This window comes from Flavobacterium sp. CR10 (assembly GCF_055814415.1).
Genome location: NZ_CP185985.1, coordinates 3,507,844 through 3,530,549 on the forward strand (window position 1 = coordinate 3,507,844; position 22,706 = coordinate 3,530,549).

The 22,706-nt window shown below is 33.7% G+C and carries 18 protein-coding genes; 9 read left to right on the forward strand and 9 right to left on the reverse strand.

Going from position 1 to position 22,706, the window contains the following annotated elements; all coding sequences use genetic code 11:
- Positions 1-5 precede the first annotated feature (5 nt).
- The gene (locus ACNRYB_RS15290; protein ID WP_119790865.1) at positions 6-434 is read right to left on the reverse strand and encodes a hypothetical protein; all 429 of its coding nucleotides are present in this window, start codon (positions 432-434) and stop codon (positions 6-8) included.
- Positions 435-873: 439 nt separating this feature from the next.
- On the opposite strand from ACNRYB_RS15290, the gene ACNRYB_RS15295 reads away from it, so the two are divergent.
- Complete coding sequence (locus ACNRYB_RS15295) at positions 874-1,695, forward strand: N-acetylmuramidase domain-containing protein (protein ID WP_473727802.1); 822 nt, start codon at positions 874-876, stop codon at positions 1,693-1,695.
- Between the two features lie 175 nt (positions 1,696-1,870).
- On the opposite strand, the gene pheT is transcribed toward ACNRYB_RS15295, so the two are convergent.
- Positions 1,871-4,291 (reverse strand): phenylalanine--tRNA ligase subunit beta, encoded by a 2,421-nt coding sequence (gene pheT / locus ACNRYB_RS15300; RefSeq protein WP_473727803.1) that lies wholly within the window; start codon positions 4,289-4,291, stop codon positions 1,871-1,873.
- A 274-nt stretch (positions 4,292-4,565) separates the two neighbouring features.
- Here pheT and ACNRYB_RS15305 point away from each other — a divergent pair, with 274 nt between their 5' ends.
- From ACNRYB_RS15305 to ACNRYB_RS15315, 3 genes are all read left to right on the forward strand, one after another.
- Complete coding sequence (locus ACNRYB_RS15305; RefSeq protein WP_129748798.1) at positions 4,566-6,071, forward strand: aldehyde dehydrogenase family protein; 1,506 nt, start codon at positions 4,566-4,568, stop codon at positions 6,069-6,071.
- A 64-nt stretch (positions 6,072-6,135) separates the two neighbouring features.
- Entirely contained in the window at positions 6,136-7,170 is a 1,035-nt protein-coding gene (gene adhP / locus ACNRYB_RS15310) for an alcohol dehydrogenase AdhP (RefSeq protein ID WP_343706419.1), read from the forward strand.
- 67 nt (positions 7,171-7,237) lie between these two features.
- Positions 7,238-7,612 (forward strand): DUF779 domain-containing protein, encoded by a 375-nt coding sequence (locus tag ACNRYB_RS15315; RefSeq protein ID WP_473727804.1) that lies wholly within the window; start codon positions 7,238-7,240, stop codon positions 7,610-7,612.
- Positions 7,613-7,684: 72 nt separating this feature from the next.
- On the opposite strand, the gene ACNRYB_RS15320 is transcribed toward ACNRYB_RS15315, so the two are convergent.
- The 6 genes from ACNRYB_RS15320 to ACNRYB_RS15345 form a co-directional block, all read right to left on the reverse strand.
- Positions 7,685-8,608: an AraC family transcriptional regulator gene (locus tag ACNRYB_RS15320; RefSeq protein WP_473727805.1), complete on the reverse strand. Its 924-nt coding sequence runs from the start codon at positions 8,606-8,608 to the stop codon at positions 7,685-7,687.
- A 158-nt stretch (positions 8,609-8,766) separates the two neighbouring features.
- Positions 8,767-9,759 (reverse strand): hypothetical protein, encoded by a 993-nt coding sequence (locus ACNRYB_RS15325; protein WP_473727806.1) that lies wholly within the window; start codon positions 9,757-9,759, stop codon positions 8,767-8,769.
- Positions 9,760-9,932: 173 nt separating this feature from the next.
- Entirely contained in the window at positions 9,933-10,796 is an 864-nt protein-coding gene (locus ACNRYB_RS15330) for a bestrophin family protein (protein WP_473727807.1), read from the reverse strand.
- Positions 10,797-11,046: 250 nt separating this feature from the next.
- Positions 11,047-12,357, reverse strand: a complete 1,311-nt coding sequence (locus ACNRYB_RS15335; protein WP_473727808.1) for a TolC family protein — start codon at positions 12,355-12,357, stop codon at positions 11,047-11,049.
- Between the two features lie 36 nt (positions 12,358-12,393).
- The gene (locus ACNRYB_RS15340; protein ID WP_129748805.1) at positions 12,394-15,492 is read right to left on the reverse strand and encodes an efflux RND transporter permease subunit; all 3,099 of its coding nucleotides are present in this window, start codon (positions 15,490-15,492) and stop codon (positions 12,394-12,396) included.
- Between the two features lie 86 nt (positions 15,493-15,578).
- Positions 15,579-16,637, reverse strand: a complete 1,059-nt coding sequence (locus tag ACNRYB_RS15345) for an efflux RND transporter periplasmic adaptor subunit (protein WP_473727809.1) — start codon at positions 16,635-16,637, stop codon at positions 15,579-15,581.
- A gap of 477 nt (positions 16,638-17,114) precedes the next feature.
- On the opposite strand from ACNRYB_RS15345, the gene ACNRYB_RS15350 reads away from it, so the two are divergent.
- The 4 genes from ACNRYB_RS15350 to ACNRYB_RS15365 all read left to right on the forward strand — a co-directional run bounded on the left by ACNRYB_RS15350 (position 17,115) and on the right by ACNRYB_RS15365 (position 19,675).
- Positions 17,115-17,714 (forward strand): DUF6436 domain-containing protein, encoded by a 600-nt coding sequence (locus ACNRYB_RS15350; RefSeq protein WP_473727810.1) that lies wholly within the window; start codon positions 17,115-17,117, stop codon positions 17,712-17,714.
- Between the two features lie 32 nt (positions 17,715-17,746).
- Positions 17,747-18,601, forward strand: a complete 855-nt coding sequence (locus ACNRYB_RS15355) for a histidine kinase (RefSeq protein ID WP_129748808.1) — start codon at positions 17,747-17,749, stop codon at positions 18,599-18,601.
- Positions 18,602-18,676: 75 nt separating this feature from the next.
- The gene (locus ACNRYB_RS15360) at positions 18,677-19,021 is read left to right on the forward strand and encodes a hypothetical protein (RefSeq protein ID WP_473727811.1); all 345 of its coding nucleotides are present in this window, start codon (positions 18,677-18,679) and stop codon (positions 19,019-19,021) included.
- A gap of 60 nt (positions 19,022-19,081) precedes the next feature.
- A complete protein-coding gene (locus ACNRYB_RS15365; RefSeq protein WP_473727812.1) occupies positions 19,082-19,675 on the forward strand; it encodes a PAS domain-containing protein in 594 nt (197 codons plus the stop codon).
- 222 nt (positions 19,676-19,897) lie between these two features.
- Here ACNRYB_RS15365 and recG read toward each other — a convergent pair whose 3' ends face one another.
- Entirely contained in the window at positions 19,898-22,006 is a 2,109-nt protein-coding gene (recG, locus tag ACNRYB_RS15370; protein ID WP_473727813.1) for an ATP-dependent DNA helicase RecG, read from the reverse strand.
- Positions 22,007-22,265: 259 nt separating this feature from the next.
- Here recG and ACNRYB_RS15375 point away from each other — a divergent pair, with 259 nt between their 5' ends.
- Complete coding sequence (locus ACNRYB_RS15375; RefSeq protein ID WP_129748812.1) at positions 22,266-22,688, forward strand: hypothetical protein; 423 nt, start codon at positions 22,266-22,268, stop codon at positions 22,686-22,688.
- Positions 22,689-22,706: the final 18 nt, after the last annotated feature.

Below are 22,706 nucleotides of genomic sequence, written 5' to 3' on the forward strand. Positions count from 1 at the left end.
TTTTTTTAGTAAATTAAGCTTGGCGGTCTTCCGATGTTTCCGTAATTCATTGGATCTAGGCTTTCTATGTCTGAAGAAGCAGCTTCTCTCATTAAAGCAAAACTTTGAGCTTCTGTATTCTTTTCTGCTTTTTTGCCTGTAGGAACTAAAAACAAGGTAGTTAAACCTGCTTTTTCTCCATGCTTTTCATCATCTGGATAAACTCCAAAATAAAAACGGATTCCGTCAACATTGTAGCCGTCTTTTGCGCCGTTAGTTTTTATATAATGAATATAGTTTTCCAATTCTTCTAAAGAATACCAAATAGCATTGGCATCTTCTTTTTCTTCTTTCCCAGCAACAAGAGAAGCTCTTTTATTGTTGTAATTTGAATTTAATTGTCTAGCAAATTCTTTTGTAATTAATTGGCTAGGCTTTGCGGGTGGATTTTTCATAGTTTTTTATTGTTAATTGGTTTAAATGTTTAGTTAACAGATTTTTGAGTTGTTTACAGGGCAAAATTATCTGAAACAGAAAATTTCGGCAAGGGGAAATATACCCTTTTTTGTTTAGGTAAAATTATTTAAAAAATCGGGTTAAAGTGCTGTTGTTTAGTATTTTGTGAAAATATAATTTTACATCGCCAGTTTTGAGATAAAACAGGCATTCAAAAATGTTGGCTGTTAGTACTTATTTTTTGAGAACATACTGCAACCGATATTAGTTTTGAGTTAAGTTGGCTGTTTTGCAATCAATATCTCAATTCTCGACCCTCATATTGTTCAGTTTTCATAAAGGTATCACGAACAATATTGCTCTTATTTTACAGTGCATCAATTGTAAAAAGATGTTTTTTATTTCTTCAAGCATCAATTATCACCAAAAACAAACCTAATGAGAACTATTAAAGCAGGAACAAAATCTCCCGAAGTTTATTACTTAAATGAGCTTTTGGCTAAATTAAAATACAGTGTAATTGTTTCCGATTATTTCGGAAAGGAAACAGATAAAGCAATCAAAGATTTTCAGTTAAAAAACAATCTTGTGGTTGATGGAGTAGTGGGACTTAAAACGTGGTCGACACTTTTAGAGAAAAGTAAGAATGGTTTTCAGGCAAACAATAAATTATTGTCTGAGCAGGATTTAATTGATTTTTCGAATCAGTTTAAATTAGAACTTGCTGTTGTAAAAGCTGTAAACGAAGTAGAAAGCAACGGAAAAGGCTTTTTAATTGACGGACGTCCGAAGATTTTATTTGAAGGACATATTTTTTGGAATGAATTGAAGAAAAGAAATATCGATCCGAAAACGTATGTGAATGCCAATACACAGGACATTTTATTCGAAAAATATACTAAGAAGTATTATGTTGGTGGCACAGCAGAATATGTACGCTTAGAAAAGGCAAAAAAGCTCGGCTCAGACAAAAAAATTGCCGATGCGGCAAATTGTTCAGCTTCTTGGGGACTTTTTCAAATTATGGGCTTTAGTGCGGTCTCTATCGGATATAGCAGTATTGATGAATTTGTAGATAAAATGAATCTTAACGAAGGAGAACATCTAAAAGCCTTCGGACGATTTCTTGAGAAAAATAATCTGATTGGATTGCTGCGAAGCAAGAATTGGGCATCGTTTGCTTTAAAATACAACGGACTAGCCTATAAAACCAATAAATATGATGAAAAGCTGATGAAAGCGTATCATAAATATGCGTGAGAATTAAAAATTGAGAATTTAGCCTTTTGCGAAACTTTGCGTAAATCTTAGCGCTCTCTGCGGTAAAACTATACTCAAAGTATATCAACTTGAAACCTGAAACCTAAAGCAAAAAACAAAACCCGACTAGTTCTTTCAAAAACAAGTCGGGTTTGTATATTAATATAACGAGATTTTATCTTAAACTCGCTCCAAGCTCAGTTTCAAATGTCTGTTGTAATTTAGACATGATTTTGTCGATCTGAGCGTCAGTTAAGGTTTTCGTGTTGTCTTGAATAGTGAAACTCAAAGCATACGATTTTTTTCCTTCTGGCAATTTGTTTCCTTGGTAAACATCAAATAAGTTAACGTCTTTTAAAAGTGTTTTTTCCGTTTGTTTTGCCAAATTGAAAATGCTTTCATAAGTCGTTTTCTCATCGATTAATAAAGCTAAATCTCTACGAACTTCAGGATATTTAGGGATTTCAGTGTACTTAATTTTTCCTGTAATGATTTTTAAAACCAAATCCCAGTTAAAATCAGCATAATAAACATCTTGTTTAATACCAAAATGCTTCAAAATAGGCTTTTTAATAACACCCATTTCAACCAAAATATCATTGTTGTAAGTAATCGCAGTTCCTTCAGAATAAACATCTGACTGAACAGGCGCATTCGAAATTTTTTCAATTCCCAAACGAGATAAAATCGCTTTTACGTATCCTTTCAATAAAAAGAAATCTGTTGTTTTCTGCGGATTTGTCCAGCTTTCTTTGTTTCTGTTTCCAGAAATTAATAAAGAAAGGTGTTTATGCTCTTCGTATCCGTTTAAATACTTATGGTATGTTTTTCCGAATTCAAATAATTTTAAATCCGAATTTTTTCTATTAATGTTGTATGAAACCGCTTCTAAACCAGAAAACAATAACGACTGGCGTAACGTTGCTAAATCACTGCTTAACGGATTCAACATCGATACATTGTGTTCTTCTTTTAAAGAAGCAGATAATTTCGCGTAAGCTGCAGTTGTCAATGAATTGGCCATCATTTCGTGGAAGCCTTGAGAATTCAATTGAGAAGCAATTACATTCTGTACTTTGTAATCTTCTGTTCTTGGCGAATTTGCTACAGTAGCATTAAATTTCTTAGAGAAATTAATATTGTTGTAACCGTAAACTCTTAAAATTTCTTCTATTACGTCAATTTCACGCTGAACGTCAACGCGATATGCTGGAATTGTTAAACCTAAACCGGTATCAGAAACGCTGTTTACTTTAATGTCTAAAGAAACCAAGATTTTTTTGATGGTATCTTTCGGAATTTCCTGTCCAATGATTTTAGAAACATGGCTAAAATTCAATAAAACAGAGAAATCTTCTACTTTTTTAGGATACACTTCCACAACATCAGAAGTGATTTTTCCGCCAGCAACTTCTTGAATTAAAAGTGCTGCACGTTTCAATGCATATTCTGTAATCGTTGGGTCAATTCCTCTTTCAAATCTGAAAGAAGCATCTGTACTCAATTGATGTCTTTTTGCTGTTTTACGAATGCTTACTGGATCAAAATAAGCACTTTCTAAGAAAATAGAAGTTGTCCCTTCAGAAACTCCAGATTTTTTACCTCCAAAAACTCCAGCAATACAAAGCGGGCCTTTTTCGTCACAAATCATTAAGTCTTCTTTATGAAGCGTTCTTTCAACATCGTCAAGAGTTACAAATTTGGTTCCCTCTTCAACTGTTTTTACAATTATTTTTCCGTTGATTTTTGCAGCGTCAAAAGCGTGTAAAGGTTGTCCTAATTCGTGCAAAACATAATTAGTAACGTCAACAATATTATTTTTTGGAGTTAATCCGATAGCTTTTAAACGGTCTTGTAACCAGCTTGGAGATTCGTGAACAGAAATTCCAGAGATAGTTACACCGCAATATCTTGGAGCTAAATGATTGTCCTCAACGTTTACGTCGATTTTTAGCGTACGCATGTCCACTCTAAAATTGCTTACAGAAGGCGTAATCAATTCTACGTTTACACCGCGTTGCAGCATTCCCGCTCTTAAATCACGAGCAGTTCCAAAATGGCTCATTGCATCGGCACGGTTTGGCGTCAATCCGATTTCAAAAACTTCATCATTTGCAATTTGGAAAACTTCAGATGCAGGAGTTCCTGGAACTAAATCTTCTGCCAAAACCATAATTCCGTCATGGCTGGTTCCTAAACCTAATTCATCTTCAGCACAGATCATTCCGTGACTTTCCTGTCCGCGGATTTTTCCTTTTTTAATGGTAAATTCTGCACCTTCTTTATCGTATAAAACGGTTCCAATGGTAGCAACTGGCACTTTTTGTCCTGCAGCCACATTTGCAGCGCCGCATACAATTTGTACAGGAGCTTCTAAACCAATATTAACTGTAGTAACTTTCAATCTATCAGCATCAGGATGTTTTTCGCAAGTCAAAACGTGTCCAACAACAACGCCTGCCAAGCCTCCTTTAATAGATTCATATTTTTCGACAACTTCAACTTCTAAACCTAAATCTGTTAGTAATTCAGAAGTCTGCTCAGATGTCCAATCTGTTTTAATAAATTGTTTTAACCAGTTGTAAGATATTTTCATTGTAGTTCTTTAATTCTTTGTATGAGGTTACAAATATAAGGATTGCGCGTTGGAGTAGGAAAAAATTGAGTAGTTTTTTCTAGTTGTTTTTAATTGACCGAAAAATGCTGCTTACTAATTATTTAGCAATTTATCGACTAAAATTTTGCTAAATGATTATTATAAAAGTCTAAAAAAATCGAATGTGTAATTTTTGTGCTACAAGATGAATGAAAAGTGCTATTCTGTTTCTTTTTATGAAACTAAATTTGGAGTAAATCAAAAAAAGAATATTATGAGTACCGCAGTAAAAAGACCTGAATTTAAGGCAAAATACGATAACTATATTGGTGGAAAATTTACCGCACCAATTACAGGAGAATACTTTGATGTAGTTTCTCCTATTGATGGAAAAGTATTTACAAAAGCAGCGCATTCTGGAAAAGAAGATCTAGAATTGGCTGTAGATACTGCTTATGAAGCATTTAAGACTTGGGGAAAAACTTCTGTAACCGAAAGGAGTATTTTACTAAATAAGATTGCACAGAAAATTGAAGACAATTTAGAATATATTGCAGCAGTTGAAACGGTAGATAATGGAAAACCAATCCGTGAAACTCTTGCTGCTGATATTCCGTTGGCAATTGACCATTTTAGATATTTTGCAGGTGTAATTCGTGCAGAAGAAAGTGCTATTTCAGAACTAGATTCGCAAACGGTTTCTATTGCGTTAAGCGAACCTATTGGAGTTGTAGCGCAGATTATTCCGTGGAACTTTCCAATTTTAATGGCAGTCTGGAAAATTGCTCCAGCTCTTGCGGCTGGAAATACAATCGTCTTAAAACCAGCTGAAAGCACGCCGATTTCTATTATGGTTTTAATGGAATTAATTGGCGACATTCTTCCTCCTGGAGTTTTAAATATTGTAAACGGATTTGGAGCCGAATTAGGACGTCCGTTAGTAACCAATAAAAAAGTATCAAAAGCCGCATTTACAGGTTCTACTACTACAGGACGTTTGGTGATGCAGTATGCAACAGAAAATATTATTCCGGTAACTTTGGAATTAGGCGGAAAATCACCAAATATTTTCTTCCCTTCTGTAGCAGATCATGATGATGATTTCTTTGATAAAGCGGTAGAAGGCGCTGTATTGTTTGCTTTAAATCAAGGTGAAATTTGTACTTGTCCTTCCAGATTATTAATTCACGAAGATATTTACGACAAGTTTATTAAAAAAGTAATCGAAAGAACTGAAGCCATTATAGCCGGAAATCCGTTGGATAAATCGACTATGATTGGAGCTCAGACTTCGATTGTTCAGAAAGAAAAAATCATGTCCTATATCAAATTAGGAAAAGAAGAAGGAGCAGAATTATTGACTGGTGGTGACGAAAATAAATTGGGTGGAGATTTAGAAGGCGGTTATTACATTAAACCGACTTTGTTTAAAGGTCACAACAAAATGAGAATTTTCCAAGAAGAGATTTTCGGACCTGTTTTAGCCGTTACCACTTTCAAAACTACTGAAGAAGCTATTGAAATTGCCAATGATACCATGTACGGATTAGGTGCAGGAGTTTGGACACGTGATGCGCACGAAATTTATCAGGTTCCGAGAGCAATTCAGTCTGGTCGTGTTTGGATTAATCAATATCATTCTTATCCTGCTGGCGCTCCGTTTGGAGGTTACAAGCAATCTGGAATTGGTCGTGAAAACCATAAAATGATGCTAAGCCAATATCGCCAAACCAAAAACATGCTGATTTCTTACGATAAAAAGAAATTAGGATTCTTCTAAAGAGAATATAAACTTGAGGATAGAAAGCTCAATAAGTTTTCTATTCTCTTAAAACCATAGAATTATGCTTCCAAAAACAATGAAAGCTGCGGTCGTGAGAGAATTTGGTTCTCTTCTAAAAATTGAAGAAGTCGAAGTAAAACGCCCAGGTAGAAATGAAATTCTTGTAAAAGTAATTGCAAGCGGAGTGTGTCACACCGATTTACACGCTGTAGAAGGTGATTGGCCAGTTAAACCTAAAATGCCTTTAATTCCAGGACACGAAGCTGTTGGTTATGTTGCAGCAGTTGGGCCAGATGTAAAAAACGTAAAAGAAGGTGATGCTGTTGGTGTGCCTTGGCTATATAGCGCCTGCGGAGGCTGCGATCACTGCATTACAGGCTGGGAAACTTTATGCGAAAGCCAGCAGAATGGCGGTTATAGTGTAGATGGCGGATTTGCAGAATTTGTTATTGCAGATGCCAGATATGTTGGAATTTTGCCTTCTAATGTGAATTTTATCGAAATGGCTCCGATTTTATGCGCTGGTGTTACAGTTTATAAAGGATTGAAAGAAACTGAGGTGAAACCTGGCGAATGGGTAGCAATTTCAGGAATTGGAGGTTTAGGGCATGTTGCTGTGCAATATGCAAAAGCTATGGGAATGAATGTGGCGGCTATTGATATTGGAGACGATAAATTGGAACTGGCAAAAAAATTAGGCGCCGATTTGGTGGTCAATGCTAAAAATCAAAATCCTGGAGAATTCTTAAAGAAAGAAGTCGGTGGAATGCATGGGGCATTGGTTACCGCTGTTTCTCCAATTGCTTTCAAACAAGGGCTTGAAACATTGAGAAGAAAAGGTACAATGGCATTAAACGGACTTCCTCCAGGTAATTTTGATTTGTCAATTTTTGATACTGTTTTAAATAGAATTACCATAAGAGGCTCTATTGTCGGAACCAGAAAAGATATGAAAGAAGCGATTGAATTTGCCGTTGACGGTAAAGTCAAAGCTACTGTAACACCTACAAAATTGGAAGACATTAATAATGTTTTTGACAAAATGAAAAAAGGTGAAATAGAAGGTAGAGTTGTGCTTGACATAGCACAATCATAAATAGTTGGTTTATGTTGAAGCAGTAAATTCTTAATTGAATTTGCTGCTTTTTTTAATTTTGAAAGTGATGATTAGACGAATTGATGCTACAGAAAAAGCCATTGAACTGATTAAAGTTCTGAAAGAAAAACACGGTGACCTGATGTTTTATCAGGCAGGCGGATGCTGTGAAGGCACGCAACCACAGTGTTTTGAAAAAGGCGGTTATTATCAGCGAACAGGCGATGTTTGCATTGGTATAATTGAAGACACAGAATTTTGGGTAGACAAAGATTTATTCGAATACTGGAAACATGCGCATTTTACTCTAACTGTAATTGATGCATTTGGAGTAGGAGGCTTTTCATTAGAAACGCCATTAAAAAAGACATTTCAAATAGAATACCGCATTTTTACTCCAGAAGAAGAGAAAGATTTGGAACCTGTTTTTAGGATTGAATAAAGAGTTTTCAGTCTCAGTTTTCAGTCTACAATAAAAAAACTTAGAATCTTAGCATCTCAGAACCTTAGCATCTTAATTAATATAAAGTAACTGATACTGTTTTGGAGTAATTCCCTCGTATTTTTTAAACAATCTAATAAAATAATTGGCATCTTCAAAGCCAGCTAAATAACAGACTTCGTTAATTTGAAGAGTTGGATTCTTCAAAAGATTTTTAGCACATTTTATTTTCTCATTCAAAATATATTCAATCGGACTCATTCCAAGTTCGCGTTTAAAGAAACGATAGAAAGAAGCGGTGCTCATACAGGCTTTTTCACTAAGTGATTTTAAGCTCATATTTTCTTTCAGATTCTGTTTGATGTATTCTGTAACTTCTTTTATGGGATTATTTGCGTCTAGAAATTTTCCTTCGTCTATAGATTTTACCGTTTGCGTCTGAATAATTCTAATCAATAATTCTTTTAAAGTCAAATCTGCAAAAATATCTTTGGCTACAGAAGTGCTCATACATTCTTTTATGAGTTTATTAATTGTAGCTGCCATTTCTACATTATTGTAAAAGAAGTAGTTTTGATAATTTAATTGCCAGTACATATTAGTTCCTTCTTTCGGATATTGTTCATTTAAGAAGTTTAATATTTCTACAATTTTATCCTGATCAATTGCTAATGCTAGGCATTGTGTGGGATTGTTTTTTGAAGCTTCAGGAAAATCAATTTTCATTTCTACATTTGAAGGAACAATAACCGTTTCACCTGGAAGATAAACAAATTCAGGATCGTCAAAAAGATGCATGATTTTCTTGCCTCTCAACATACTAGTTACCACTAAATCATTAAATTTTAAAGGAACTTTTTGAGTTGATTCGTAGGTTTCAAATAAATTTAATTCACAATTATTAAGGTTGTAAATCGTTCTGTTTTCTACAAGAGTTTTTAATGATTTCTCTTGCGATAATTGAAGCGGATTAACTAAATATCGTTGACTGTTCATTAAATTTAAGTTTTTGGTGGAGACTTTAAATTTAATGAAAATATGTATACAGAATGAATATTTAAGCCTTTTTTATGACTTGTATAGGATCGTATAGAATAAAAAAGAGAGAATTTTTGGTCCTCTCTTTTTCTCCTAATTTATATAGTAATTAAAAATTATTCGGTGGTGCAAACTCCCGCATGAACAATTATCCAGAAACTTCCGTCTCCGCTGTAAGTCAAATTGTAACTATCTGTGGTAGTATTGTTTAAAGTATGCTGATTACCATATAGACCTGGTGCAGCAGTAGCAGGCCTATCATCAGACAAATAAACATGAGTTTCTGTAAATACTGTTCCGGGATGAGTAGCGATGATCGTTACTTTTACACTGCTGCCTTGAATTACAATTGTAACCGTTCCTGCTAAATAGCCATTATTAATATTGTTTTGTCCAGCACCTGCATATAAGTTGTAGTTATAAGTGCCGTCTGCAACATTATCATAATAAGTAGCCCATCCCCATTTGTCAGAAATTTCTAAGCCAATGAATGTGTTGTTTCCGAACATATAAGCTGTATCGCAGTTGATAACTGGTGGAGGAGTTTCGCAGTTTCGCAAGCAGTATTTAAAGTAAGTTGCCCAATTTTTTCCAGGGAATTTTATATCGCCTGCCCAGCCAGTTTCTGTTCTTACGACATTTCCGTTTACAATATTTTTCATGCTTGAATGAGCAGCAATAAATAAACATCTATTGTCATCTAGAATTATTGAAGAAAGGGGAATAGTAAAAGTATAACTTTGAATTAATGGATTAAAAGATTTGTTATATGGAAATTGTCCAGGAATTGGATTTCCATTTTTTATCGGTACATTGGCATATGGCCCTACAAACAAATGAAGTTCACTAAAATACCAATTTGTAAGCGCAGAATAGGTTACGTAGAGATTCGTAGCGTCATTTTCAACTAAAATTTTTCCAGCGTTAGTAAACTGGCCAGCCATAATGTTAATTGATATTGGATCGCATTCTGAATAAGTTCCTTTTGCAGTAGCAGAAGTTGAGCTATTCGATTGTTTAGCCTCAGTTTGAATGTCTGTACTTAGAGGCTCATTGGTACAATTGACAATCAGAAAAGCAAAAACCACAAGTGTAATAATTTTTTTCATCGTAATAAGGAGTTAAAAATTAGTAACAATTAAAGGGTAGCTTTAAATAAGGGGTTTTAAATTACTATTACAAATTTTATGACTTATTTATTAGATTTCAAAAAATACTCGTCAAACGAGTTTTTTTATCGCTTAAATACTTGTTTTTTTAGGTTTTTGTAAGTGTTTTGAATTTATATTAATTCTTCTACGTGTTTCTTGATATTTTCGGAGATTTTTCTCGTAGGAAGGTCATTTTCGTCATCTCCAAAAGGATCTTCAATTTCTTCAGCAATTAGCTCTAAACTCGCCAAAACATAGAAGATAAAAACGACAACAGGCGCAACTAAATATCCTAAACTAACAGAATATCCAAACGGGAGCGTCATCGTGTAAAAGAAGATAAATTTCTTTATAAAAGCGCTGTAAGAGTAGGGAATAGGCGTGTTTTTGATACGCTCGCAAGCTCCACAAATATCTGTAAAAGCAACTAATTCGTCATTTATAGTAATCAATTGTTCTCCAGTTATTTTTCCAGCTTCATACAAATCATTGATTTTGTGATACATAATTCTTTTCAGCTGATTTGGCTTGTGCTTATGATGGTCAATTTCCAAATCAACATCTTCAAAAAGTTGTTTGCTGGTGTCTTCATCTTTTAAATGCTGATGAAGAATATCAGCATACATGGGAATATATTTTCTGAAAAACTTTCTGTCATTTTCATCTTTTAAAATGGCTGAGAGTTTTATGGCAAAATTACGGCTGTTATTTACAAGTCCGCCCCAGAGTTTGCGGCCTTCCCACCATCTGTCATAAGCAGTATTGGTTCTAAAAACAAGTAAAAGCGAAATTACAAATCCTAACATTCCATGCATAATTGGAATGTTGTGGATATAATCGTTTTTGGTTACTTTAAAATAATGAAGTTCAAGATAACATATTATTGCAGCATATATTCCAATTGCAATCATAATCGTAAACAGTTTTCGAACAGTATCCGATTTATGAAAATGAAAAATAAATGTAAACCAATCTTTGGTATTGTATGTAATCATTGAAATGTGTTTTGAAACAAATTTAAATTAAAAATTACCTACTGAACGTAAAACGGAAGAAAATATTTTAGCACATTTAGAATAGACATAGACATTTATTCATGTGTTTAGGCAAAAGATAGTCTTTTAGAAATTCCAGATTTTTGGTAATTAAAAAAAATCTGCTGGGTCTCCTAAATCTGCGAGCTATTTTTTCTCACGCAGATTTAGGAGATCCAGCAGATAATATGTAGTTTTTTAATTAGGAAAGCTAAAAATTAATATTTCCTGCTAATTCTTTTAAGGCAATTTCAGATAATTTTGCTTCATATTGTGCATTGCTGTAACGAACTTTAGCATTCACATAATTCAGTTGAGCAGTTCTAAAATCAAGCGTTGTAATAGTTCCGATTTTGAATTTATCCAATGTGATTTCTAAATTCTGTCTAGCAATAGTTTCATTGTTTTCTTCTAGATCAATTAGTTCTAAGTTTGTTAAATACGTTTGAAAAGCAGTGCTTAATTGTGTACTCAAAATCGTGTTTTGCTGTTCGATGGCAATCTGTGAGTTTTCAATCTGTAATTTGGCTACCTTTTCATTACGATGCTGATTGAAACCGTCAAAGATGTTCATTGAGGCGTTAAAACCATAATTTAAACCTTTTGAAGATGTTTCGCTCGTAAAACCTAAACTGGATTGGCTTTCAGAGAAATTATAGCCTGTTGTTAAACGTAAAGTAGGATAGCGGTCAGCTTTTACTTGTTTCAATTGCAATTCGGCAATGCGTTTATTGATTATTTGCGTTTCTAAACCAGGGTTTTGTTTTTGCGCCAATTCCATTAAATCAGCCAAAACTAATTTATTGTCCACTTTTACCTCGTCTGTAACTTTGAAGTCAATTTTTGGGTCGCGAGCCAAGTATTGGTTCAATAAAATTTTAGCATTCGCATAAGATTCTTTTTGTCTTAATAAAGCCACTTGATCTGAATTTAAATCAACTTGTGCGTTTAAAACTTCTAGTTTTGAAGCTTTTCCAATGCTGAAACGATTTTTCGCCAAAGTTAAACGCTGATTAGAAATTACAATTGTAGTATCTAATGCGGCCAATTGCTGCTGCTGCTGTACCAAATCATAATAAGACGAATTTACCTGAGCTATTTTAAGCAAAATAGTTCTTTTAAGTTCAGCATCGCCCAATTTTTGAAGCTCTTTTAGCTGATCTAATTTGGCAAACATTTTCATTCCGTCAAAAACAGTCCATCCTAAACTAACTCCATAAGACAAACTGTTATTTTTTGCATTATTTAATGTAGTGGAAGTGCCATCCTGACGAACTTGGGTTGAATTGGTAAGACTATTATTGTCTGTAATATTTGCCGTTGCTGTTGGCAGCATTCCTGCATTTCCAATTGTTACGTTTGTTTCGTTTATTTTGGAATTGTTTTTAGCAATTTTAATTTCAAAATTATTTTCCAAAGCTATAGTCATAGCTTGTTCAATATTAAGAACTTCCTGTGCCTTTGCCTGAATGATACAAAGGAAGAGGATTAGTACTGTACAATATATTTTTTTGATATTCATATTTATTTTCTTTAACCAAAAATGATGTTCTGGTTTCTATTTAATGCTTTCTCTTTCGTATTCGTCAATATGGTCAAATTCTGGATAATGTTTTCTAGCTCTTGACCACATGTAATAAATTGCAGGAATTACAAAAAGCGTTAAAGCCAATGAAAAGATTGTTCCTCCCACAATTACAACTCCCATACCAATTCTGCTGGTTGACGCTGCACCAAGTGACAATGCGATAGGAAGCGCTCCTAAAGCGATGGCTAAACTGGTCATTAAAATTGGACGTAAACGTGCTTCAGAAGCCTCTAAAATAGCTTCTAATTTTGGCTTGCCTTGCTCTCGCAACTGATTAGCAAATTCTACAATCAAAATACCATTTTTGGTTACCAGACCAATAAGCATTACCGTACCAATCTGACTGAAAATATTCCATGTCTGGTTGAATAGCCATAGTGAAAATAAAGCTCCAGCAACAGCCATAGGAACCGTCAGGATGATGATAAACGGATCTATAAAACTTTCAAACTGTGCAGCAAGAATCAAGAAAATAAGCAACAATGCCAATCCGAAAGCAAAAGAAGTATTAGAGCTACTTTCTACGAAATCTCGCGATTCTCCAGCTAAATCGGTAGTAAAACTTTCATCCAAAACTTTGGCTTTAATTCGGTTCATTTCCTCGATACCTTCTCCCATACTTTTTCCTGGCGCTAAACCAGCTGAAACAGTTGCAGACATGTATCTATTATTGTGATATAATTGCGGCGGATTGCTTTGTTCATAAACTTTCACAACATTATCCATTTGAATTAATTGTCCGTTTTTGTTTTTCACAAAGATAGATGTCAAATCCAGAGGTTTAGATCTGTCTTTTTGGTCAAATTGGCCAATTACCTGATATTGTTTTCCGTTTTTAATAAAATAGCCAAAACGCTGTCCGCTTAAGGAAAGCTGTAAAGTCTGGGCAATATCAAGAATAGAGATTCCTAAACTTTCTGCCTTTGCTCGATCAATAGAAACGTTTATTTCAGGTTTGTTAAATTTCAAGTTGACATCCGTTGTCGAAAACACATCACTTTTGTTTACCTCATTCATAAAAAGAGGAATTTTTTCTCGAAGTTTATCAAAATTTGGAGCCTGAATTATGTATTGTATTGGCAATCCTCCACGTCTGTTAACTGCAATTGTAGGCTGCTGTATTACTGCGGTTTTAGCATCAGGATATTGTTTGGTCCATTTGGTTAATTTGTCGGCAATATCTTTTTGAGAAACAGTTCTTTCATCTGGTTCTTTTAACGAGAGCCTAATAAAACCTGTATTGGTGGCAGATGCTCCAAAACCAGGTGCTGTAATAACTAAGCTTACTTTCTTTTCAGGAATAGAATCGTCAACTAATTTTGAAATTTCCTGCATAAAACGGTCTGTATACTCGTATGATGAACCCTCAGGCATGGTCATACGCATTGTTACAGAACTTCTATCATCATAAGGTGCTGTTTCTTTTGGAAGAATGGTAAAGAATAAATAAATTAACCCGAAACAAGCAATTAGTATTGGGAAACTAATCCATTTTCTATCCATGAATTTAGTCAGCGCTTCAGCATAACTGCTATTCATTTTTTCGAAAAAAGGCTCAGTTTTAATATAAAATTTTGACTTTTTCTGTTCGCCGCCTTTCATTAAATAAGCATTCAACATTGGCGTTAATGTCAATGATACAAAGGCAGAAATTAATACTGCGGCACCAATTACAACTCCAAATTCCCTAAAAAGTCTTCCAACGAAACCTTCTAAGAAGATTACAGGTAAAAATACCGCTGCCAGTGTTACAGAAATCGAAATTACAGCATAAAAAATTTCGTTAGAACCTTTAATCGCTGCTTCAATTGGCGACATTCCTTCTTCGACTTTTTTGAAGATATTTTCGGTTACCACAATACCATCATCCACAACCAGACCTGTCGCCAAAACAATTGCTAATAAAGTTAATACGTTAATTGAGAATCCAAATAACCACATTATGAAGAATGTAGCAATTAACGAAACCGGAATATCAATTAAAGGTCTAAAAGCGATCGCCCAGTCTCTAAAGAAAAGATAAATAATGATGATTACCAATATCACTGAAATTCCTAATGTTTCAGCAACTTCAAGTACTGATTTCTTTACGAAAATAGTATTGTCAAGAGCAATATTTAATTTAATATCTTTTGGGAGATCTTTTTTTAAGGCCTCATATTTTTTATAAAATTCTTTCGATATATCTAGATAATTTGCTCCAGGCATTGGCACGATGGCCAAACCAATCATTGGCAGGCCAGACTGGCTTAATTTGGTTTCGATATTTTCTGGACCTAGCTCAGCACCTCCGACATCACTCAAACGAACAATTTTATCTCCGTCTGTTCTAATAATGATGTTATTGAATTCTTCTGCCTTAGAAAGATTTCCAATAGTTTTTACTGTAAGTTCGGTGTTGTTACCAGTCAGTTTTCCTGATGGAAGCTCAACATTTTGTGCATTCAAAGCTGTACGCACATCTGCTACTGTACAACCGTAAGCAGTAAGTTTTGCAGGATCAATCCATAAACGCATCGCGTAACGTTTTTGTCCCCAAATCTGTACTCCGCTGACTCCTGGAATGGTTTCTAAACGTTGAGAAATAACATTTTCTGCATAATCGCTTAATTCTAGAGAATTTCTTGAATCGCTCTGAACAGTCATCGAAATAATAGCATCACTATCCGCATCTGCTTTTGATACCACTGGCGGCGCATCGATATCCTGAGGAAGATTTCTAATGGCTTGTGAAACTTTGTCACGAACGTCGTTTGCCGCTTCTTCTAAATCTTTATCAAGATTAAATTCAATTGTGATATTGCTGCTTCCTTGGTTACTTGAGGACGTAATATTTCTAATTCCGTCAATTGCATTTACTGCTTTTTCAAGAGGTTCTGTAATTTGCGATTCAATAATGTCGGCATTGGCACCAGTATAATTGGTACGAATAGATACTTGCGCAGGGTCAATAGAAGGGAATTCTCGAACACCTAAAAAAGTATAACCAATAAAACCGAATAATATAATTAATAAATTCAGTACTATGGTTAAAACAGGTCTTCTTATACTTGTAGTTGATAAACTCATTTGTAATTTTAGATTTTAAAGTTCAGATTTTAGAATAATAAGTTTTAAAAACTCATAACTCATAATCCAAAACTCATAACTTTGAATTATTTTACTTTAACTTTAATTGGAGCTTCGTCTTTTAATGACATAACACCGCTTGTGATCAAAGTATCTCCAGGTTTTAATCCTGCTAAAATTAAAATTGAAGAATCTGTTCTTGTTGTTGCATCAACCATTACTTCTTTAGCTTGGCCATTATTAGCGATATATACTTTTTTACCGTCTTGAACAGGTACAATAGCTTGAGAAGGAACAACTATGGCATCTTTAATGATATTTAAAGGCAATTTGATATCTGCAAAAGTTCCAGGAAAAAGTTTTCCGTCAATATTGTCGGCAAGGGCGCGAATTTGAAGTGTGCGCGTTGCCACAGCTACTTCTGGTTCGATAGCATAAATTTTTGCATTGTAAGTTTTGTCAGAACCGGAAACCTTAAAATCGATTACAGATCCTGATCTTACTTCTGAAGCATATTTTTCTGGAATTGAAAAAGTGATTTTTAATTTGCTTGTATTCACCAGTTTGGCTACTAAAACAGTTGGAGTAATATAAGTTCCAGGTGAAATATTACGCAAACCTATTTTTCCTGAAAAAGGAGCTCTCACAGAAGTTTTAGAAATTTGAGCTCTTATTAATTGGCTTTGAGCTTGGGCAGAAGCAAGGTCGGCTTTTGCAACATCTGCCTCTTCTTGGCTGATTGCCTCTTTTTGCAACAGTAATTTGGCTCTTCTAGCGTTTTCAGCAGCCAAATCTTCTTTGGTTAAAGCTTGTCTTAATTGCGCTTTTAGTTCAATATCATTTACCTTAAGAAGAACTTGTCCTTTTGTAACATTGGCACCTTCGTTAAAAAATATTCCTTCAACAATTCCTGACACCTCACTATGAATTTCTACTTGTTCATTTGCTTCAATAGATCCTGATAATGCTAAATTATTGTCAAAAGTGGCAGTTTTTATTACGATTCCATTAACAGTTGTTGGAGATTTTTTGTCATTAAACTTTTTAGATTCATCGTTTTTGCCCTTATTAGATATAATTCTGTAGGTAATAAATCCTCCAATTGTAATAATTAAAAGGGTGTAAATGAGGTGTTTTACTTTCATAAAATTGAGGTGAATATAGATTTTAGGTTTTTGTCTTTTAGCAAGCTTACAAATTTAACTTTTTGATGTGAAATCGGAAGCCGTTAGCTTTTATTTAACATTTGTATGTACAAAGGTTTGCATTTAGACTGTATGTGAACAAAAAGGTTTAATTAAAAGTTAATTTTTTAGCGGAAATAAATAAAACTTTAGTAAAAGTATGTTTTGGTATATTCTCTAAAGGCAGGCTGTTTCTGCGATGCAAGAATTTTTACACAATTTGTCTGATTTTTTTTGCACTTTATCGATTTTATTTGTAACATTGATATGTTAAACAAAATGAAAAAGTTTAACATAAAAGCTAACGGTTGCGTTTCGTTTTTATGTTAAAATACGTATATAGAAGTTGTTTTTTTTGGTTTTTGATTATATATAATGAATAATTATATTAACAAGTGTTTATTCTTTGTTGTTGAATAATGTTAAAAAAAATAATTTATGAAGAAAAAATTACTTCTCGGTTTATGGTTTACATTTTTACTTCTTGCAATTGGTTATCTGTTTTGGCAGAATGAGTTTAAATACAGTCTTCCAACTCCCATACCAAAGAACTATCATGCAATAGCAATGGGATCTAAAGTAGAACTTGGTCCATGTTGTGCTTTTGATAATAAACCCATCTTCATACATTTTTTTAATCCCGAATGTCCCTGTTCGCGATTCAATGTACCACATGTAAAAAGTTTGATAAAAAAATACGGAGATCAGATCAATTTTAAAATCGTGGTGTTAAACAAAAAGAAGAGTTTTACCATAGATGAAATTCAAGAAAAATTTGATGCTAAAATTCCTGTTTATTTTGATGAATCGATTGCTAAAAATTGTGGCGTAATTTCGACACCTCAGGCAGTTTTGTTAGATCAGTCGCATAATTTGTATTACAGGGGCAATTACAATAAAACCAGATATTGCACCGATTTGCAGAGCAATTATGCTCAAATGGCGATAGATTCTCTTTTAAGCCGAAAAGACAATCCGTCTTTTAACGCTTTGGCTCTCAGAGCTTACGGATGTTCATTACCAAAATGTACTAAATAACTATTTTTCCAAAAACCCAAAAACTAAAACCTATGAAAACAAAAGCTAGCTTAAACGAACAAGATTATCTGCACAGTTTTATGTCTACAATGACACAAAAATCAGATACGATTATTAATTATGTACTTGCAGTATATTTTCTTCTGGGTATCGGACTGTCTTTTAAATACGATACTTTTGAAATTGGCGTTGGTGTTGGAACGCTAAATCTTTTGTTGTACTACTCGGCAAAATTTTTTATGAAAAACTCTAAATTTTACCAGTACGTTTTATCAGTTGTCTTAGCTATTTTTATGGCACAATACATCTATCAGATGCATGGCATGTTCGAAATGCATTTTACTGTATTTATAGCGAGTACAATCTTGATTATTTATCAGAACTGGAAACTTCAAATTCCGCTTACTTTACTTGTTGTTCTACATCATGCTGGATTAGCTTATCTTCAAAACTATATTTATAATGATGCCAACGGATTTCAGGTTTACTTTTCTCAGGTAAATTTTGATCTTGAAACCCTAATTATTCATACTATTTTGGCTGCTGTAGTATTTTTTATGAACGGCTATTGGGCATATTATTTTAAAGAACACAGTGAAAATCATATCTCAAAAATTTCAGATGAATATGAATTGGAAAACATGAAACTGGCTTCTGCAAAATACAGTTCAATGTCAGCTACAAAAGATTATAATGATTTTATTCATAGAACAACTTTAGATTTAAAACTGCCTGTAAATTCTGTTTTAAAACTAATTGATGTTTCAAAAGGGCATACAGATAACGACAAATTGCTTAGTTATCTTGAAATGATGAGAGAAAGTGCAAAGAAAATTGATGATTTAGTCAATGACATACATGTAAAATCTACAAACAGCAGAAATTAAAATTTTATCTTCCGATTAAAATTGGAATCAATTTTTCCCCAAAAATAAGATAATATTAATTTTTAAACCTGCTATATGTTTAAGCATGATTTGCCTACAGCAGTACCTACGCTGCACAATCTTAAAAAAATTATTGATGATTTTTTAAACGAAAGTATCACATTAAATTCAATTGAAAAAATTAGCGCTCAGTCTGAGTTTGAAATGGAAGTCAGAGAAATTTTCAAAGACTATCGAAATAATTCTAATGTGTACAATATTGATTTTCAGTATAAAAAGCTTATTCAGATCGTGAATGATATTCGTAATCTGAACCTTGCTGTCAATAATCAGATTCCAGAATGGCTGGAAAATGAGCTAGAAGCAGTTTTTCGTAAAATCAGGAATATTCTGCTTGTCTTGGAGATCGAGTCAAATTGAAGGTTTAAGGATTCATTTTATACGCTTATTGAATTGTAAATTAATTTAAATGTAAAATTTATGGATACCAGATTACACCGTCCTACACCTTCTGATAGAGAAGTGGACTGGAATAAAAATAAAGTACTGCTAAGTAAAACTGATAAAAAGGGAACCATTTTATACGCGAATGAAGACTTTATAGATGTTTCTGGTTATGATGAATTTGAACTTGTGGGTCAGCCGCATAACATAATTCGCCATCCAGATATGCCTAAGGTTATTTTTAAATTCTTGTGGGATAGCATTAAGTCTAGCGAAAATATCCATGTCATCATAAAGAACATGGCTAAAACAGGCCGTTATTACTGGGTTGTAACCGATTTTAAAATTGTAGCAGATACCGATGGTGAGATTGTAGGTTTCTTTTGTACACGAAAATCGGTTCCGAACGATATCATTGTAAAATTTATAGAGCCTTTGTACAAGAAACTTTTGCAGATTGAAGAAACCAGTGGTATGCACGCTTCAGAAGAGTATTTGGTAGGTTTTCTAGAAGAAAGAAAGAAAACTTACATGGAATATATCGATCATTTAATCGCAACAGGTAAAGACGATAAAAACAAAATAAGCAAAGGTTTGTTCAGCGGGCTTTTTGAAAAAAGAATGATGTAAAAAAGAAATAATCAACTATATACTTCATTGTTTCTAAAAAAAATATTCGACCCCAACTAAAATTTGTCCCCCAGCAAAACTAAATCACATGAATATTAGAATTCAATGAAGTATTTTTTTTAAAAGATGCTAAGTTTCTAAGATGTTAAGCTTTTTTAAAAGTGGAAAGGTTCAAAGGTTGATTATTAACCTTTGAACCTTTCTTTTTAAGGATCTTAGAATCTAGCTAATATAATTCCAAATATTCTTTTTCTTAGTTAACTCAATGAAGATATTTCTTAAAACAGCATGCTCAGGTTTTTGAAGAGCTGAATCTTCTCTTAAGATTTTCATGGCATAATTTCTTGCCAATGAAAGAATTTCCCTGTCTTTTACAATATCTGCAATTTGGAGGTGTAATACACCACTTTGCTGTGTACCCATCATGTCTCCTGGACCTCGGAGTTTTAAATCTACTTCGGCAATTTCAAAACCGTCATTGGTTTGTACCATGGTTTCCATTCTGGTTTTACTATCAGAACTTAATTTATGGCCAGTCATTAAGATGCAATAGCTTTGTTCTGCACCACGCCCCACGCGTCCGCGCAGCTGGTGCAATTGCGAAAGACCAAATCTTTCGGCACTTTCTATAATCATTACACTGGCATTTGGCACGTTTACACCAACTTCAATTACGGTTGTAGCAACCATGATATTGGTTTTTCCTTCAGAGAAACGCTTCATTTCTGCATCTTTATCTGCAGGTTTCATTTTTCCGTGAAGTATCGAAATAGAATATTGAGGCAATGGAAAATCACGAGAAATGCTTTCGTAACCATCCATCAAATCCTTATAATCCATTTTTTCAGATTCCTGAATCAGCGGATATACAATATAAATCTGTCTTCCTTTTGCAATTTCGTCTCGAAGAAATTTCCAAACTTTCAAGCGATTTGTGTCATAGCGATGTACAGTTTGAATCGGTTTCCTTCCTGGCGGTAATTCATCAATAACCGAAATATCCAAATCACCATATAAACTCATTGCCAATGTTCTCGGAATAGGAGTGGCGGTCATAACCAAAACGTGTGGCGGAATATCATTTTTCTTCCACAACTTCGATCTTTGCTCCACGCCAAAACGATGCTGTTCATCAATCACAGCCAAACCTAAATTCTGAAACTGCACTTTATCTTCCAGTAAAGCATGAGTTCCAATGAGAATTTTAAGTTCTCCGCTCTCCAATTCGTCATGGATAATTTTTCTTTCAGAAGTTTTTGTAGAACCCGTTAATATTCGAATATTAATATTTAATGTTTTGGCAAATTCCGACAAACCCAAAAAATGCTGATTGGCCAAGATTTCTGTCGGTGCCATCAAACAAGCCTGAAAACCATTGTCAATAGCCAAAAGCATGCTCATAAATGCTACAATCGTTTTTCCAGAACCTACGTCACCTTGAAGTAAACGATTCATTTGGGCGTTACTTCCCATATCGGTTCTGATTTCTTTGATTACTCTTTTTTGAGCATTCGTTAAATCAAAAGGAAGGTGATTTTTATAAAATTCATTAAAAAGTTCGCCCACTTTATCAAATGGATGCCCTTTTATTTTATGTTTTCGAATAAGATTTTTTGTAATTAACTGTAGCTGAATAAAGAATAATTCTTCAAATTTCAGTCTGAATTGCGCTTTCGCTAAAATCTCAGCGCTTTTCGGAAAATGAATATTGAATAATGCCGCACGTTTCGGAATCAGCTTTAATTCTTCGATCAAGAATGGAGGAAAAGTTTCGGTAAACAGCGCTTGTGTTTCCAAAAAAAGCTGTTCCATTAATTTATTAATCGTACGATTCGAAATGCCTTTGTTTGCTAAAGCTTCTGTCGAAGGATAAACAGGCTGCATAGCCGAGCGTAAACTTCTCTCGTGTTCGCTAAGCAATTCAATTTCAGGATGTGCCATGCTGAATTGACTTCCGTAAAGCGAACATTTTCCAAAAATTACTAAGGGTTCATTGATCTTTAAACTTTCGCGGATCCATTTATGACCTTGAAACCAATTTAAATCAATTTGTCCTGTGTCATCAACAAAACTAGCCACAAGGCGTTTTTTGTTTTTAGCAAATTCAACGGTTTTAATGTTGATTATTTTACCGATAATCTGAACTTCAGAACCCGTATTCTGCAATTCGTTAATCTTATAATAACGCGTTCTATCAATATATCGATTTGGAAAAAGATTAACTAAATCTCCATATTTATGAATGCCCAATTCCTTACGAAGAAGCTGACCACGACTGGGACCAACACCTTTTAAGTATTCAATTGGAGTTTCGAGAAGATTATTAGACATTCGAAGATTTAGATTTTTTTTGAAGCAAGATTAAAAGGGGCAAGAAGAAAGAAAAAGATAATGTTTGTCTTTTCTCTTTGTTCTATATTCTTTTCTCTTTTTAGAAAGCGAAGATAAATTTTAATTGGGAATTTTGAAAATGAATTATCGTTTTCAACTATTTGAATATTAACTTATCGTTAAATAGTTAAATGCAGACGCAACCATTTTAAGAAAGTAAAATCTTAATAATAATAGTTAACCATCAAAAACTTTAAAAATGAAAAAAATTGGACTTTTAATTGTAATGTTTGCTTCTTTAATTTCTTGCTCAAATGACGATTCAAACAATAAGGCAGATACAGCTATTACAGATTATTATGGAAAATGGGTGCAGTATAATGAACCTAAGAATGATCATCCTTCTTCAAATCAGTATTCTTATATTTTTAATAAGGATAATACATTTTCAAAAACCAGAGTATATGAAAATATCAATGTAACGCTGACAGGAACTTTTGAGATTATAACCAAAGATAATCTTACTCGTTTTGTATTAACTTATAAAGAGAAAAAGGACAATTCATTTATTTCGAGCTGTGGAGGTGGTTTGATAGAAAGTTTTACTCTGGACAAGTCGGCAAAATTAATAGATGATGCTCGTGCATGTGATGCCAGTTTCGTATTTACGAAATTAAATTAAAATTTAATATTACAACTT